Below are 14,506 nucleotides of genomic sequence, written 5' to 3' on the forward strand. Positions count from 1 at the left end.
AATGATTTATGATGGATCTCGAGAATATTACTGATACCCAAACCGAAGCCGAAGAGCTCGAAGAAGTGGTGATGGGGCTTATCATCAACTCCGGACAGGCGCGCAGCCTGGCCTACGCGGCCTTAAAACAGGCGAAGCAGGGCGACTTCGACGCCGCGAAAACGATGATGGAGCAGTCGCGCATGGCGTTGAACGAAGCCCATCTGGTGCAGACGAAACTGATTGAAGGCGATCAGGGCGAAGGTAAAATGAAAGTCAGTCTGGTTCTGGTTCACGCACAGGATCACCTGATGACGTCAATGCTGGCACGCGAACTGGTGGCAGAGTTGATTGAGCTTCACGAGAAGCTGAAATAGTAAGGAGTTGATGATGCAACATCAGGCGACCGCACCGGAAATCACCATTGCCCGTGAACAACAGTTGTTTAACGGTAAAAATTTCCATGTCTTTATCTACAACAAGACAGAGAGCGCCTGTGGTCTGCATCAGCACGATTACTATGAGTTTACGCTGGTGCTCACGGGGCGCTATTACCAGGAGATCAACGGTAAACGCGTGCTGCTGGAACGGGGTGACTTTGTGTTTGTCCCGCTCGGTTCGCACCATCAGAGCTTCTACGAGTTCGGCTCGACGCGCATTCTCAACGTTGGCATCAGTAAACGTTTTTTTGAACAGCACTACAGCCCGCTCATGCCGTTCTGTTTCGTGGCATCGCAGGTCTATCGCACCAACAGCGCATTTTTAACCTATGTCGAAACGGTTATTGCCTCGCTCAACTTTCGTGATACCGGGCTGGAAGAGTTTGTCGAAGTGGTCACCTTCTACATTATCAACCGCCTGCGCCATTATCGTGAAGAACAGGTTCTGGATGATATTCCGCAGTGGCTGAAAGCCACCGTGGAAACCATGCATGATAAAGCGCAGTTTGGTGAAAACGCGCTGGAAAATATGGTTTCCCTGTCGGCAAAATCTCAGGAATACCTGACGCGAGCGACCCAGCGTTATTACAGCAAAACGCCGATGCAATTAATTAATGAAATTCGCATTAACTTTGCCAAGAAACAGCTGGAGATGACTAACTACTCCGTAACAGATATTGCGTATGAAGCGGGATACAGTAGTCCAAGTCTGTTTATTAAGACGTTTAAAAAAATGACGTCATTTACGCCTAATAGCTACAGAAAAAAACTCACGCAATATAATCAGTAATTATTTTACTCAACAACCAGGTTTACGCTTGCCCATTAGTGACGCGGGACGTCTGCGTCATATCTGACAGAAGGGCAGAGCATCATTCACGCCAGTGTTAAGCACTGAAGGGAGAAACGATGAGCCAGAAATTAAAAGTCGTCACCATTGGTGGTGGCAGCAGCTATACCCCGGAATTGCTGGAAGGATTTATTAAACGCTACCACGAGCTGCCGGTTTCCGAATTGTGGCTGGTTGACGTCGAAGGCGGTGAAGAGAAACTGGATATTATTTATCAACTTTGTCAGCGTATGATCGAAAAAGCAGGCGTGCCGATGAAGGTGTTTAAAACTCTGGATCGCCGCGAAGCGCTGAAAGATGCCGATTTCGTAACCACGCAGTTGCGCGTAGGACAGTTGAAAGCGCGTGAACTGGATGAGCGTATTCCGTTGAGTCACGGCTACCTGGGCCAGGAAACCAACGGTGCCGGTGGTCTGTTCAAAGGGCTGCGCACGATCCCGGTGATTTTCGACATTATTAACGATGTGGAAGAACTGTGCCCGAATGCCTGGGTGATCAACTTTACTAACCCGGCAGGCATGGTGACCGAAGCGGTCTATCGTCATACGAACTTCAAACGCTTTATTGGCGTGTGCAACATTCCGGTCGGGATGAAGATGTTCATCCACGATGTGCTGGCACTGAAAGAGAGTGATGACCTGTCGATCGACCTGTTTGGTCTCAACCACATGGTGTTCATTAAAGACGTGATCGTCAACGGGCAGTCACGCTTTGCCGAACTGCTGGATGGCGTAGCCTCGGGCCAACTTAAAGCCTCCACGGTGAAAAACATTTTCGATCTGCCGTTCAGCGAAGGGCTGATTCGCTCTCTGAATCTGCTGCCATGCTCGTATTTGCTGTACTACTTCAAGCAAAAAGAGATGCTGGCGATTGAGATAGGCGAATACTACAAGGGGGGCGCGCGGGCTCAGGTGGTACAGAAGGTCGAGAAACAGCTGTTCGATCTGTATAAGAACCCGGAGCTGAACGTCAAGCCGAAGGAGCTGGAGCAGCGCGGTGGCGCGTACTACTCTGACGCCGCCTGTGAAGTCATTAATGCCATTTTTAATGACAAGCAAACCGAGCATTACGTCAACATTCCGCATCACGGCCACGTCGATAACATTCCGGCCGACTGGGCGGTAGAGATGACCTGTACGCTGGGTCGCAATGGGGCAACGCCGACGCCGCGTATCACCCATTTTGACGAGAAAGTGTTGGGATTGATCTATACCATCAAAGGTTTTGAAGTCGCTGCCAGTAACGCGGCGCTGAGTGGTGAGTTTAACGATGTGTTGCTGGCGCTGAACCTGAGCCCGCTGGTGCACTCAGACCACGACGCAGAAGGGCTGGCGCGTGAACTGATTCTGGCGCACGAAAAGTGGCTGCCAAACTTTGCCGGGTGCATTGCGAAGCTTAAAGACGCACAACACTAAAGAGGTCGGCTATGGAACGCTTATTGATTGTAAACGCGGATGATTTTGGCCTGAGCAAAGGGCAAAACTACGGCATCGTGGAGGCCAGTCGCCACGGTGTGGTGACCTCGACCACGGCGCTGGTGAACGGTGATGCCATTGAGCATGCGGTCGCCTTAAGCCGCGATCTGCCGACGCTGGCGGTAGGGATGCACTTTGTTCTGACGCTGGGAAAACCGCTGACCGAGATGCCGGGATTAACCCGTGAAGGGCGTCTGGGAAAATGGATCTGGCAGATGGCAGAGGAAGATACGCTGCCGTTGGATGCAATCGCCCGTGAGCTTGCCAGTCAGTACCAGCGTTTCATCGACCTGTTCGGACGGGAGCCGACGCACCTGGATAGCCATCACCATGTGCATATGTTCCCGCAGATCTTCCCCCTTGTCGCGCGATTTGCCGCAGAGCGTAATCTTGCGCTGCGCATTGATCGTCAGCCGGTGTTCCAGGCAGGCGATCTTCCGGCGACGCTGCGTAGCTCGCAAGGGTTCAGCAGTGAGTTTTACGGGGAAGCGATTTCGGAAGCGTTGTTTCTGCAGGCTCTCGATGCTTCAGCAAAACGTGGAGAATCCTCACTGGAAGTGATGTGTCACCCGGCGTTTATTGACAATATCATCCGTCAGAGCGCCTATTGTTACCCCCGCTTGACTGAACTGGACGTGCTGACGTCGGCCTCGCTCAAGTATGCGATTGCAGAACGTGGCTACCGTCTGGGCAGTTTTCTTGATGTCTGACTCCTGAGTTTGCGGCGCGTGGTGCGCCGCTTTTTTTGCCCGCGATTTGCCTCAGGCTGGTACGGCCGGGATTTTAGCCGTGCGCGACCAGACACGGTGAGCTGCCATCAATGTAAACAGCTCATCCATAAAACGGCTATCCGCATCAGCGCCTTCAACAACGCCTTCCTCTCCCTGACTGTCGATATGAAGTCGCGCTTTAAAGCGTCGTGCTTCACCGGCGAGTGCAATAGGTTTGAGATGCTTATAGGCTTCCAGCAGGTAGTACTGCGCGTCGCCGTTGTCCTCAATATCGGCGATGTCACCGCACGGCACAATGACTGCATCCACGGTGAGAGACGGTGCTCCGGCAAAAGTGGCGGCGATGGTCAGCGTTGAACCATCATCTGCGACCACCTCGCCCATGCGGGAGTAGAGCAGTTTCGCGTGGACGCCTTTCGCCTTAAGCGCCTGGAGTATTGAAAGCAGATCGGCGGATTTCACTTTTCCGTTGAGCAAAATCCCGACGACGCGGCCTTTGATATCGCCGTCCGGCACGGCATACAGACTGAGTGAAGGATCTTTCTTCAGTCCGTTCACCTCTGGCGGCGGTGCAATTTGTGTCTGTTCATCGCTTAACGCGATCCCCAGATTCTTCCCGACCGCCTGCGCGAGGTTAATGTCGATATGCGCCAGTTGGTCGACCACCCGTTCACGGATCCAGCTACGAACAACCTTACTCAGTTCAAAGCTGAAGGCATCGATGATATGCAACTGTTCCACGGGCGTCTGGCTTGACCAGAACAGACGCGGATGGGCGTAATATTCGCCAAACGAGGGGCTACGTTCACGGATTTTGTTACCTTCGATGCGTTCCTGATATGACTCAAAGCCGCCGCGTTTCGGTCCCGGCGGCGTTTCACGCGGCCAGTTGTCATTGATGGAATTGGGTTCATAGTTTGCCGGGTTGGTATCAATATCCTGGCGGTGCATGCCGTCACGCTGGAAGTTGTGATACGGGCAGGTCGGGCGGTTGATTGGGATTTCGTGGAAGTTAGGTCCGCCAAGACGACTAATCTGCGTATCGGTATAGGAGAACAAACGCCCCTGCAACAGCGGATCGTTCGTGAAATCAATGCCGGGAACGATATGGCCGGGATGAAAGGCGACCTGTTCGTTTTCGGCGAAGAAATTATCGGGGTTGCGGTTGAGTACCATTTTACCGACGCGCTGCACCGGAACCAGCGCTTCGGGGATCAGTTTGGTCGGATCCAGTAAGTCAAAGTCGAATTTCAACTCGTCCTCTTCCGGGATCAATTGCAGTCCCAGTTCATATTCCGGGAAATCACCGGCTTCAATGGCTTCCCACAGTTCCCGGCGATGGAAGTCCGGGTCGCGACCGGTCAGCTTCTGCGCTTCATCCCATACCAGTGAGGCTTTACCTGCCAGAGGTTTCCAGTGGAAACGAACGAAGGTGGCCTTACCCTCGGCGTTGATCAGACGGAAGGTGTGGATGCCAAACCCTTCCATGGTGCGATAACTGCGCGGAATGCCGCGATCGGACATCGCCCACATGACGTTATGCAGGGTTTCTGGCTGTAACGACACGTAATCCCAGAAGGTGTCATGCGCACTTTGTCCCTGCGGTATCGCCCAGTGCGGCTCCGGTTTTACCGCATGCACAAAGTCAGGAAATTTATGCGCGTCCTGAATAAAAAAGACAGGGGTATTATTGCCAACCAGATCAAAAATGCCTTCTTCGGTATAAAACTTGGTGGCAAAACCACGGATATCACGCACCGTATCCGCCGAGCCTGCGCCGCCCTGAACAGTGGAAAAACGTACGAAGACCGGGGTGATTTTATCCGGGTCAGAGAGAAAGTCGGCTTTGGTGATGTCGCTCAGATTTTTGTAGGGCTGGAAATAGCCGTGAGCTGCCGAGCCGCGTGCATGGACGATCCTCTCGGGAATGCGCTCGTGGTCAAAATGGGTGATTTTTTCGCGCAGGATGAAATCTTCAAGCAGCGTAGGACCACGACTGCCTGCACGCAATGAATTCTGGTCATCAGCAATGCGTACGCCCTGGTTAGTAGTGAGGGCAAAATTCTCGCTGCCCTTGCGTACCGTTTCCAGATCGCTCAGCTTTTTATTGCCGGTATCCGGGGCTTTCAGACTGCCGGGCGCGGTAGGTTGCGCGCCTGGAGGCGTCGGTTCAGGAACAGGGCGATACGACTCATTATCAGGAGCCAGAGAGTCCAGACCCGGTTTTGCTTCGCGCGGATCGTGCACCGGTGATTGATGTGGATGGGGATTTTTCTCATTATGCGACATTGAACTCGTCTCCATTTTTCATTGCTGAAAGGGTCGATATTTTTTTGTCAAAAACCCTCTAACTATAGTCCACTCGTGTGATCCCGCCGGGCAGAACGCGGATGACAGCGTTGGTTGACAGGGGAAAGCGCACGCCAGGAGCAGGACGGGCGGGGGTAAAATCGGCTAAGATAGTTCTTTTCTGATTTTTGAATTTGTCTTAGTGAAGCAATTAATGATGAAACCTCTTCGCCAACAAAATCGCCCGGTTATTAGTTATGTTCCGCGTGTTGAACCTGCACCGCCCGAACATGCAATAAAAATGGACGCGTTTCGTGACGTGTGGATCTTGCGCGGGAAGTATGTCGCGTTTGTCTTAATGGGGGAGTCGTTCCAGCGATCGCCGGCGTTCAGCGAGGCGGAATCTGCCCAGCGCTGGGCAAATCAGATTCGTCAGGAAAACGAAATAGCGGATTAATTCCGGCATAAAAAAACCGCCTCGAAGGGCGGTTTTCTGTTTTGGGGACGTTTAGTGATGCGCCAGTTCGGCGTCGTCTTCACTGTCCAGAATGGTTTTATCGGTTTGCTTCAGCCACTGGCTGGTCAGCGTACCTGCGGTCATTGACCCGCTGACGTTCAGCGCGGTACGGCCCATGTCAATCAGCGGCTCAACGGAGATGAGCAGCGCCACCAGCGTGACAGGCAGCCCCATCGCGGGCAGTACGATCAGCGCGGCGAACGTGGCACCGCCACCGACACCGGCTACCCCGGCAGAGCTGACGGTCACAATGCCGACCAGCGTCGCAATCCAGAGAGGATCCAGCGGGTTAATACCGACCGTCGGCGCCACCATAACGGCCAGCATGGCCGGATACAAACCAGCACAGCCATTCTGGCCAATCGTCGCACCAAAGGAGGCGGCGAAGCTCGCGATAGATTCCGGCACGCCCAGACGACGGGTTTGCGCTTCCACGTTCAGCGGGATAGAGGCGGCGCTGGAACGGCTGGTAAACGCGAAGGTCAGAACCGGCCACACTTTGCGGAAGTACTTGAGCGGGCTCACGCCGTTAACACCCAGCAGTACGCCGTGGACAACGAACATAATGCCGAGACCGAGATACGAGGCAATGACGAAGCTACCCAGCTTAATGATATCCTGCAGGTTAGAACCCGCTACCACTTTGGTCATCAGCGCCAGGACGCCGTAAGGCGTTAACTGCATGACCAGACGGACCAGTTTCATCACCCAGCTTTGCAGGGTGTCGATTGCGGTCAGCACACGTTCACCTTTCGGCGCGTCATCTTTGAGCAGTTTCAGCGCGGCGACGCCGAGGAAGGCGGCAAAAATGACCACGCTAATAATGGACGTCGGGTTCGCGCCAGTCAGATCGGCAAACGGGTTTTTCGGTACAAAGGAGAGCACCAACTGCGGGACAGTGAGATCGGCCACTTTACCGACATAGTTGGTTTCAATGGCATTCAGTCGCGCCGTTTCGGCACCGCCCTGAACCAGACCTTCAGCGGTCAGGCCAAACAGATTGGTCACCAGCACACCGACCAATGCAGCAATCAATGTGGTAAACAGCAGGGTCCCGATGGTCAGAAAGCTAATTTTCCCCAACTGTGAGGCGTTATGCAGACGGGCGACCGCGCTCAGAATCGAGGCAAATACCAGCGGCATGACGATCATTTGCAGCAGTTGAACATAGCCGTTACCAACAATGTTGAACCACTGGACGGAATCTTTCAGCACCTGGCTGTCAGAGCCATAGATGGTGTGCAGCGCAAGGCCAAAGACCACACCCATGACCAGACCGACCAGCACTTTCTTTGCCAGACTCCACTGTTTATGACGGGCTTGCGCCAGCACAAACAGCAGAATGACGAACACCACAATGTTCGCGATTAATGGAAAATTCATCCCCGTTCTCCTGATTTTATTATTCGTCCCGCTGTGTCACAGCGATCCTGTTGCCGCAAGGTTAGCAGAACTGTGACCTGGCTCTTATATTCAAATGGAATTGTTTATGCCAAAAACGATAATTTCGCTGCTTTACTGGTCGATTTGATGCTTTATAAAGCGATTGAACTGCCATTGCAGTGTATTAATCATATCGGATGACCAGCGAACTGCACTGTTCTGGGGCAAGGTCTGGGGCATCCATACCGCCCAGGCAAACAGCGCCATGCAGAGAAATCGCTCCAGTTGATTACCTTTCTGCGGGACCAGAATCGGCAGGCGAAAGCGCCAGCGACAGGGCCAGAGCAGGGGGACGCCCGCTGGCGTCAGCATATCGGCGGCGATATGGCTCAGATAGCCTATCACCATACCCTGCAAGGCATCGGCGGGGATAACCCAGCTCTCCGGCACTTTCAGGTAGAAGGTCGCCAGCAGCGCAAAGACGGCCAGCAGACTGTGAGTGAATCCGCGATGGCCGAACGCACGGGCGATCGGTTTCGAAATCCATTTTAGTCGCTGACCGAGAAATGACTTTGGGTGATCAATGTCCGGTAACAGACAGGTCAGAATAGCGGAAGGAACAATATGCCACCAGTCACCCTGTGCGAGTACGGGCGTGAGTTCCGCGTTTTTAGCAAACACCGCGCAGGCAATGGAAAAGAGGAGGTGACCTTCCGCCGTCATGATAAAACCTGATAAACTGTGAATTCGTACAGTATAGGATTTTTATACAGTGGGCGGAAGTGGTGACGTTGTAACTCTTTGTCAATAATGCGCGTTTAACGCGCTAACCAACCGCCATCGACGGCCAGCGTATAACCGTTGATGTAATCTGCTGCCTTCGAGGCGAGGAAAACGACCGGACCCTGCAGATCGTCTGGCGTTCCCCAGCGGCCCGCCGGGATACGATCGACAATCTCTTTATTGCGTTCAGCATCTTCCCGCAGTTGTTGGGTGTTGTTGGTTGCCATGTAACCGGGGGCGATAGCGTTGACGTTAATCTGATGCTGCGCCCACTCATTCGCTAACAGTCGGGTAATGCCCAGAACACCGCTCTTTGAGGCCGTATAGGACGGGACGCGAATACCGCCCTGAAACGACAGCATTGACGCGATGTTGATGATTTTTCCGCCCTGGCCCTGGGCGATGAACTGGCGTGCAACGGCCTGGGAGAGAAAGAAGAGCGACTTGAGATTCAGGTTCATCACGTCGTCCCAGTCCTTTTCAGTAAAACTGAGTGCGTCTTCGCGACGAATGGTCCCGGCGTTGTTCACCAGAATGTCGATGCGACCGAATTTCTCTACCGCCTGGGCGATAACGTCCGCGATGACTGCCTGTTGGCTTAGATCGGCCTGTATGGCGAAAAAGCGGCGACCCAGCGCTTCAACTTTGGCGGCGGTGTCATGAGGGACTTTGCGGTTCACGCCGATGATATCGCAACCGGCTTGCGCCAGCGCAACCGTCATCCCTTGCCCGAGCCCGGTATCACAACCGGTGACAATGGCGACTTTACCTGTGAGACGAAATGCATCCAGAATCATAATGACCTCGGCTATCCGTTTTTATCTGTTATGTGCCTGAAAGAAGGATAGGAGAGGAACCGAAAGAATACAATAAAAATGAAACGTCGTTTTAATTTTGACTGTTGGCAAGACGGGCAATGTGGCCATTGCCCGATCCCGGTTAGCCAAGTAAATCGGCGATGGTCAGTTCCGTGAGTGTGTTGAGCCTGACGTCAGCGAGGATATAGCGCGGATCGTGTCGCACCTCTTTGTCCGGTACGACGATAGAGCGCATCCGCGCGGCTTTCGATGCCACCATACCGTTGACGGAATCTTCCAGCGCCACACAACATAACGGGTCAACGCCCAGTTTCGCCGCGCAGTCGATGTAAACCTGGGGATGTGGCTTGCTGTAGGGTAGTTTCTCCGCGGAAGCGATAGCATCAAAGCTCTCCCGCAGGTCGAACATCGCCAGTACTTTTTCCAGCATATGCAGAGGGGATGCTGACGCCAGTCCGACTTTCAAACCTTGCGCTTTACACAACGCGACCGCTTCTTTGACGCCCGGTAATAGCGGACGCGTCTCTTCAACCAGCGTGATGGCACGGGTAATGACGCGATCGGTGACCTCCTGGCGGCTCGGCCCGTTCCACGGCTGCTGAGCAAACCAGAGATCGACAACCATATCGATGCGCAGTCCCAGCGTATCCGGGAGTTCGTGACGACGAGTGATATCGACGCCGATGCTGGACAGCACGTCCAGTTCAGCCCGATCCCACAGCGGCTCGGAATCAATCAGCAATCCATCCATATCGAATATGGCCGCAAGAATTTGACGCGGGGTTGACATTACAACCTCTCCTGTTGAGCATTAAATGTAGGGTATTCAGCGTTAGCCGCTATCATAACGTTTTTAAAGATCGGGCGAAAAGGGTTATCAGCAGGTAGACTTAAGCCAAAACGACGCGTCTTCATCAAGGGGAACTCATGACGTATCAACAAGCTGGACGCATTGCAGTGTTAAAAAGGATCTTAGGATGGGTGATATTTATCCCGGCGCTTCTCTCCACGCTGATCTCAGCCCTGAAATTTATGTACGCGCACAGCGAAAAGCAGGAAGGGATTAACGCGGTGATGCTCGATTTTGCCCACGTCATGATCGACATGATGCGAGTGAATACCCCGTTTCTGAACCTCTTCTGGTACAACTCGCCGACGCCGGATTTCCAGAATAGCCTGAACATTCTGTTCTGGCTGATTTTTGTGCTGATTTTTATCGGTCTGGCGATGCAGGATTCCGGCGCGCGCATGAGCCGCCAGGCGCGGTTTTTACGTGAAGGCGTTGAAGACCAGTTGATTCTGGAGAAAGCCAAGGGCAGCAAAGGGTTGTCACGCGAGCAGATCGAGTCACGGATCGTGGTGCCGCATCACACGATTTTTCTGCAGTTTTTCCCGCTCTACATCCTGCCGGTGATTATCATCATTGCCGGCTATGTGTTTTTTTCCCTGCTGGGATTTGTCTGAACAAAAAGGCCGCCATCCGGCGGCCAATTGATGTCAACTATGATTACGCCGCGAGCAATCTGTCCATTGCCTTCTGCGCAATCACCAGGTGCTGGCCGCCAAACAGTCTTGCCCGGTTGAGCAAGGTATACAGTTGATATACCGGTTGCCGGTCGAGAAAATCTAACGGCAGCGGCGACACTGACTGATAACCATCATAAATTTGCGGCGGCTGTTCAGTATGCAGCGGCAACATCGCCAGGTCACACTCTCTGTCTCCCCAGTAACAGGCTGGGTCAAACAGATACGGACCGTCTGGCCCGAGCGCGCAGTTCCCGGACCACAGATCGCCGTGTAATAAAGAGGGCTGCGGCTGGTGGGAGGCGAGACGCTGTTGCACGTGCTCGACGATGGCGTCGATATTACCAAAGGCAATCCCTTTTTCCGCCGCCAGTTCGAGTTGCCAGCCAATGCGCTGTTCGGCGAAGAAAGTAGACCAGCGGCGCTGCCAGGCATTGGGTTGCGGCGTGGTCGAGAGCGCGTTATCGAAGTCCAGCCCAAACTGCGGCTGATCGCTCCATTCATGCAGGTGGGCAAGCTGCTGCCCCAGAATAAATGCACTGTGCGCATCCAGGGGGCGGGGAGGGAGATAATCCATCACCAGAAAGCTGTAATCACGATCCGCACCCACCGCCCACACTTTGGGGACCGTCACCGTATGGCTGCGTGATAACAGTTCTAATTGGTCGGCTTCTGCCGTGAAGCCTGGAAGCAGTTCTCGCTCATCACATTTAACGAAGAAATCGCGTCCCGCATAGCGTAAATGCCACGCGGCATGAATTTCTCCGCCAGGCAGTTCGTTACGCAGTTCGATTTCGCCTTCACCGAGTTGCTCGCTTAAAAGACGACTGATAGCCTGCCACATGATGTCTCTCCCCATGTTGTCTGCCAGATCATAAGGTTAGCGCAAAGATGCGGTTAAAAAACACGAACTAACGCACACCGTGGACGTGTTTTCGTGGTAATGGCATTTATTGTCCGCTGAGACCCCACTCGTCCCAGGTCACCACGCTGACCTCCGGCACTTTATCTAACGCACTTTCAGCCAGTCCCGCGGCCAGAGCTTTGACCTCGTCCGGACTCTGGGCGCTAATCAACCCAAAGGTATTGGTTCCCAGTTCATGCACATTTCCGTCATCATCCGTAAGGGTGAGTAGAAAACCGGCACGGGTAAGATGATTATTCAGTTCATTTATTTCCGTTAAGGAGTCCTCGTGGAACGTGATAGTAACAACATATCGGGTGATTTCCCCACTGGCCATTTGACACCCCTTTGTAATCTCATGAGTTTGTAGCATAGACGGTGAACGCGTAAGCCGACAGGTTTACGCAAAATTCCCCCCTCGAAGAGAGGGGGATTTATTATGGCTGGCTAAGGTAAGCGTAGATTTTATGTGTATCGTCATGGGAGCACAGGCGTGTTCCCTGGTTGAGGGTGGCGGCGCTACCGGCCGCCACGCCGAAGCGCACCATATCGTCAAGCGAGGCGCCTTCAGCCAGTTTGAGGGTCATTGCTCCCACCATACTGTCGCCCGCGCCCACGGTGCTCTGGCTTTTGACCGGCGGCGGCACAACCTGTACACAGGTTTTACTGTCCACGCCCAGTGCGCCCTGAGGACCGAGCGAGACGACGACGCGCTGTGCCTTGCCGCTGCGGACAATTTCCTGTGCCGCGTTGCGCACGTCATCAGGTTGCGTCAGTTCGCGATTAACCAGGGCACTGAGTTCTTTCTGATTGGGTTTAACCAGTTCGATATTGCCAATCGCTAACGCGGCCGTCAGCGCCTCGCCGGAGCTGTCAATGATGCAACGGATCCCCTGTTTCTGCGCGGCGGTAATTAACTGGCTGAGTTTTTCAACGTTAACGCCTGGCGGCAGACTACCGCTGATCACCAGAATGGCACCGGACTCGATCTCCAGAACCTGCTCTTCTATCTGGCGAAACTCATCGTCATTCAGAGCCGCGCCGGGCATCACAAAGCGATACTGTTCACCGCTGGATTCGACATGAACATGCAGGTTCTGACGCGTCCAGTCTTTTGCATCAATGGTTGCGACCGGAACGTTTTCGTCAGCGAGCAGGGTCACCAGGTGTTCACCGGTTGCCCCCCCGACGGGGAAAATAGCGGTTGCCGTTCCGCCCAGATGGGCGATGGCGCGAGCGACATTTATGCCACCGCCGCCAGGCTCAAATACCGGGGCAGTACAGCGGAGTTTCCCTTCGGGATAGATTTGCGGAGTGATCGTTGCGCTATCGAGAGAGGGCGCAAGCGTCAACGTATAGATACGTACCATCGTTACCTCCTGTTAGGCTATGTTCAGTCTGGCACCGAATAGCCCTAAAGTGAAGTCATTAACAATATGATTAATTAAAGTTTATTTATTTAATTTACCGTAAGGATATATAAATATTTAATTGTTTTGAGAGCTCTCTTATTCAAAAAATGAAATAAGAATTCATTGCTATGTTATTCGAGCCTTTTTATAATTTGTTACCTTTCCTGGGGCGTTTGTCATTGATCCCTCTGAAAGTTTCCGGGACCGTAATGGTCTCTTTTTTTGTTGTACGGACTCTTTATAAATGAAGCTTTTAAAGACAGTTCCCGCTGCCGTTCTGCTGGCGGGGGGCATGTTTGCGTCGATGTATGCAACTGCCGATGATTCCGTTTTTACTGTCATGGATGACCCCTCAAGTGCGAAGAAACCCTTCGAAGGCAATCTCAATGCCGGTTATCTTGCGCAGTCAGGCAACACGAAAAGTTCTTCTTTGACCGCGGACACGACCATGACCTGGTACGGCCAAACAACGGCCTGGTCACTGTGGGGGAACGCGAGCAACACCTCTTCCAATGATGAACGCTCTTCAGAGAAATATGCGGTTGGCGGTCGTAGTCGTTACAACGTGACCGATTATGACTATCTTTTTGGCCAGGCGAGTTGGCTGACGGACCGTTATAACGGCTACCGTGAGCGCGACGTGTTCACTGCCGGTTATGGTCGCCAGTTCCTTAACGGTCCCGTACACAGTTTCCGTTTTGAATTCGGTCCGGGCGTACGGTACGACGAACATACGGATGGCACGACGGAAACGCAGCCGCTGGGCTATGCCTCTGGCGCGTATGCCTGGCAGATATCAGACAACACCAAATTTACGCAAGGCGTGTCGGTGTTCGGTGCTGAAGATACGACGCTGAACTCCGAGACGGCGCTAAATGTGGCAATCAATGAGCACTTTGGTTTGAAGGTGGCGTACAACGTGACGTGGAACTCCGAACCGCCGGAAACGGCACCGGAGCATACGGACAGACGTACTACCGTCTCTCTGGGCTACCGGATGTAAACTGAGGCCAGACTGTTCGCCAGTCTGGCTTTTTTATTACGGTGTCTGACGTCGATTTACCCGTCAGCGCTTTTGTCCAGAATGTGCACGCTGCCTGAATCACGACGGTGCAGCGTTTCACGGCTATCCCCAAATCATTGCCGCCCAGCGTAGCAATAACATTGCGCCACAGATGACGATCAGGACGACCACCATTTTCCAGTGTTTTTTGGCGAAGCGATTTGATGGCATCATTTATATCCTGTCGATTTCAGACGGTTAATCCTAGTGTAACAAAACTGTCAGCCAGTCAGTGAATGGATATTCATTCTGTCTCCAGGACAATCCTTCAGGGCAGGTGAGAGGAGGAGGCGAAAAACGCTTGCTGACGTCATGATCCGGCCCAATATAAAACAGAA

General features: G+C 53.2%; 16 protein-coding genes. 7 read left to right on the forward strand and 9 right to left on the reverse strand.

Annotated features, from left to right (window positions below):
* The first annotated feature begins 8 nt into the window (after positions 1-8).
* The 4 genes from chbA to chbG all read left to right on the forward strand — a co-directional run bounded on the left by chbA (position 9) and on the right by chbG (position 3,454).
* A complete protein-coding gene (gene chbA, locus HVX64_RS10675; RefSeq protein WP_043000891.1) occupies positions 9-356 on the forward strand; it encodes a PTS N,N'-diacetylchitobiose transporter subunit IIA in 348 nt (115 codons plus the stop codon).
* A gap of 13 nt (positions 357-369) precedes the next feature.
* Positions 370-1,209, forward strand: a complete 840-nt coding sequence (gene chbR / locus HVX64_RS10680; protein WP_043000890.1) for a transcriptional regulator ChbR — start codon at positions 370-372, stop codon at positions 1,207-1,209.
* 119 nt (positions 1,210-1,328) lie between these two features.
* Positions 1,329-2,684: a 6-phospho-beta-glucosidase gene (locus tag HVX64_RS10685; protein ID WP_043000889.1), complete on the forward strand. Its 1,356-nt coding sequence runs from the start codon at positions 1,329-1,331 to the stop codon at positions 2,682-2,684.
* Positions 2,685-2,695: 11 nt separating this feature from the next.
* Positions 2,696-3,454 carry a chitin disaccharide deacetylase gene (gene chbG / locus HVX64_RS10690; protein WP_044254817.1) on the forward strand — a complete coding sequence of 253 codons (759 nt, stop codon included), beginning with the start codon at positions 2,696-2,698 and terminating at the stop codon, positions 3,452-3,454.
* A gap of 51 nt (positions 3,455-3,505) precedes the next feature.
* Here chbG and katE read toward each other — a convergent pair whose 3' ends face one another.
* Positions 3,506-5,764, reverse strand: a complete 2,259-nt coding sequence (katE, locus tag HVX64_RS10695; RefSeq protein ID WP_044265464.1) for a catalase HPII — start codon at positions 5,762-5,764, stop codon at positions 3,506-3,508.
* 202 nt (positions 5,765-5,966) lie between these two features.
* On the opposite strand from katE, the gene cedA reads away from it, so the two are divergent.
* The gene (gene cedA / locus HVX64_RS10700; RefSeq protein WP_071888400.1) at positions 5,967-6,221 is read left to right on the forward strand and encodes a cell division activator CedA; all 255 of its coding nucleotides are present in this window, start codon (positions 5,967-5,969) and stop codon (positions 6,219-6,221) included.
* Between the two features lie 51 nt (positions 6,222-6,272).
* Here cedA and tcyP read toward each other — a convergent pair whose 3' ends face one another.
* The 4 genes from tcyP to hxpB form a co-directional block, all read right to left on the reverse strand.
* Positions 6,273-7,664: a cystine/sulfocysteine:cation symporter gene (gene tcyP, locus HVX64_RS10705; protein ID WP_044254811.1), complete on the reverse strand. Its 1,392-nt coding sequence runs from the start codon at positions 7,662-7,664 to the stop codon at positions 6,273-6,275.
* 132 nt (positions 7,665-7,796) lie between these two features.
* Positions 7,797-8,387, reverse strand: coding sequence for a metal-dependent hydrolase (locus HVX64_RS10710; protein ID WP_043000884.1), 591 nt, complete (start codon positions 8,385-8,387; stop codon positions 7,797-7,799).
* A gap of 95 nt (positions 8,388-8,482) precedes the next feature.
* Complete coding sequence (kduD, locus tag HVX64_RS10715; protein ID WP_044265461.1) at positions 8,483-9,244, reverse strand: 2-dehydro-3-deoxy-D-gluconate 5-dehydrogenase KduD; 762 nt, start codon at positions 9,242-9,244, stop codon at positions 8,483-8,485.
* Positions 9,245-9,386: 142 nt separating this feature from the next.
* The gene (hxpB, locus tag HVX64_RS10720) at positions 9,387-10,055 is read right to left on the reverse strand and encodes a hexitol phosphatase HxpB (protein WP_043000882.1); all 669 of its coding nucleotides are present in this window, start codon (positions 10,053-10,055) and stop codon (positions 9,387-9,389) included.
* A gap of 137 nt (positions 10,056-10,192) precedes the next feature.
* On the opposite strand from hxpB, the gene HVX64_RS10725 reads away from it, so the two are divergent.
* On the forward strand, positions 10,193-10,729 hold the full coding sequence (locus HVX64_RS10725; protein WP_181825405.1) for a YniB family protein: 537 nt from the start codon (positions 10,193-10,195) through the stop codon (positions 10,727-10,729).
* Positions 10,730-10,772: 43 nt separating this feature from the next.
* On the opposite strand, the gene HVX64_RS10730 is transcribed toward HVX64_RS10725, so the two are convergent.
* The 3 genes from HVX64_RS10730 to pfkB all read right to left on the reverse strand — a co-directional run bounded on the left by HVX64_RS10730 (position 10,773) and on the right by pfkB (position 13,063).
* Positions 10,773-11,633 carry a fructosamine kinase family protein gene (locus HVX64_RS10730; protein ID WP_043000880.1) on the reverse strand — a complete coding sequence of 287 codons (861 nt, stop codon included), beginning with the start codon at positions 11,631-11,633 and terminating at the stop codon, positions 10,773-10,775.
* A gap of 106 nt (positions 11,634-11,739) precedes the next feature.
* Entirely contained in the window at positions 11,740-12,030 is a 291-nt protein-coding gene (ghoS, locus tag HVX64_RS10735; RefSeq protein ID WP_044254804.1) for a type V toxin-antitoxin system endoribonuclease antitoxin GhoS, read from the reverse strand.
* A gap of 100 nt (positions 12,031-12,130) precedes the next feature.
* Positions 12,131-13,063: a 6-phosphofructokinase II gene (gene pfkB / locus HVX64_RS10740; protein WP_044254802.1), complete on the reverse strand. Its 933-nt coding sequence runs from the start codon at positions 13,061-13,063 to the stop codon at positions 12,131-12,133.
* Positions 13,064-13,349: 286 nt separating this feature from the next.
* On the opposite strand from pfkB, the gene HVX64_RS10745 reads away from it, so the two are divergent.
* The gene (locus tag HVX64_RS10745; RefSeq protein WP_043000877.1) at positions 13,350-14,108 is read left to right on the forward strand and encodes a YdiY family protein; all 759 of its coding nucleotides are present in this window, start codon (positions 13,350-13,352) and stop codon (positions 14,106-14,108) included.
* Positions 14,109-14,231: 123 nt separating this feature from the next.
* Here the strand turns inward: HVX64_RS10745 and yniD are convergent, their stop codons facing one another.
* On the reverse strand, positions 14,232-14,339 hold the full coding sequence (yniD, locus tag HVX64_RS10750; RefSeq protein WP_086512613.1) for a small membrane protein YniD: 108 nt from the start codon (positions 14,337-14,339) through the stop codon (positions 14,232-14,234).
* Positions 14,340-14,506: the final 167 nt, after the last annotated feature.

This window comes from Citrobacter sp. RHB20-C16 (genome assembly GCF_013890155.1).
GTDB classification, from domain to species: Bacteria; Pseudomonadota; Gammaproteobacteria; order Enterobacterales; family Enterobacteriaceae; genus Citrobacter_A; species Citrobacter_A amalonaticus.

Excerpts from the sequence above, each read along its gene's own strand:
- chbA (WP_043000891.1), top strand. The coding sequence starts at position 9 with ATGATGGATCTCGAGAATATTACTGATACCCAAACCGAAGCCGAAGAG.
- chbR (WP_043000890.1), top strand. The coding sequence starts at position 370 with ATGCAACATCAGGCGACCGCACCGGAAATCACCATTGCCCGTGAACAA.
- HVX64_RS10685 (WP_043000889.1), top strand. The coding sequence starts at position 1,329 with ATGAGCCAGAAATTAAAAGTCGTCACCATTGGTGGTGGCAGCAGCTAT.
- chbG (WP_044254817.1), top strand. The coding sequence starts at position 2,696 with ATGGAACGCTTATTGATTGTAAACGCGGATGATTTTGGCCTGAGCAAA.
- katE (WP_044265464.1), bottom strand. The coding sequence starts at position 5,764 with ATGTCGCATAATGAGAAAAATCCCCATCCACATCAATCACCGGTGCAC.
- tcyP (WP_044254811.1), bottom strand. The coding sequence starts at position 7,664 with ATGAATTTTCCATTAATCGCGAACATTGTGGTGTTCGTCATTCTGCTG.
- HVX64_RS10710 (WP_043000884.1), bottom strand. The coding sequence starts at position 8,387 with ATGACGGCGGAAGGTCACCTCCTCTTTTCCATTGCCTGCGCGGTGTTT.
- kduD (WP_044265461.1), bottom strand. The coding sequence starts at position 9,244 with ATGATTCTGGATGCATTTCGTCTCACAGGTAAAGTCGCCATTGTCACC.
- hxpB (WP_043000882.1), bottom strand. The coding sequence starts at position 10,055 with ATGTCAACCCCGCGTCAAATTCTTGCGGCCATATTCGATATGGATGGA.
- HVX64_RS10725 (WP_181825405.1), top strand. The coding sequence starts at position 10,193 with ATGACGTATCAACAAGCTGGACGCATTGCAGTGTTAAAAAGGATCTTA.
- HVX64_RS10730 (WP_043000880.1), bottom strand. The coding sequence starts at position 11,633 with ATGTGGCAGGCTATCAGTCGTCTTTTAAGCGAGCAACTCGGTGAAGGC.
- ghoS (WP_044254804.1), bottom strand. The coding sequence starts at position 12,030 with ATGGCCAGTGGGGAAATCACCCGATATGTTGTTACTATCACGTTCCAC.
- pfkB (WP_044254802.1), bottom strand. The coding sequence starts at position 13,063 with ATGGTACGTATCTATACGTTGACGCTTGCGCCCTCTCTCGATAGCGCA.
- HVX64_RS10745 (WP_043000877.1), top strand. The coding sequence starts at position 13,350 with ATGAAGCTTTTAAAGACAGTTCCCGCTGCCGTTCTGCTGGCGGGGGGC.
- yniD (WP_086512613.1), bottom strand. The coding sequence starts at position 14,339 with ATGCCATCAAATCGCTTCGCCAAAAAACACTGGAAAATGGTGGTCGTC.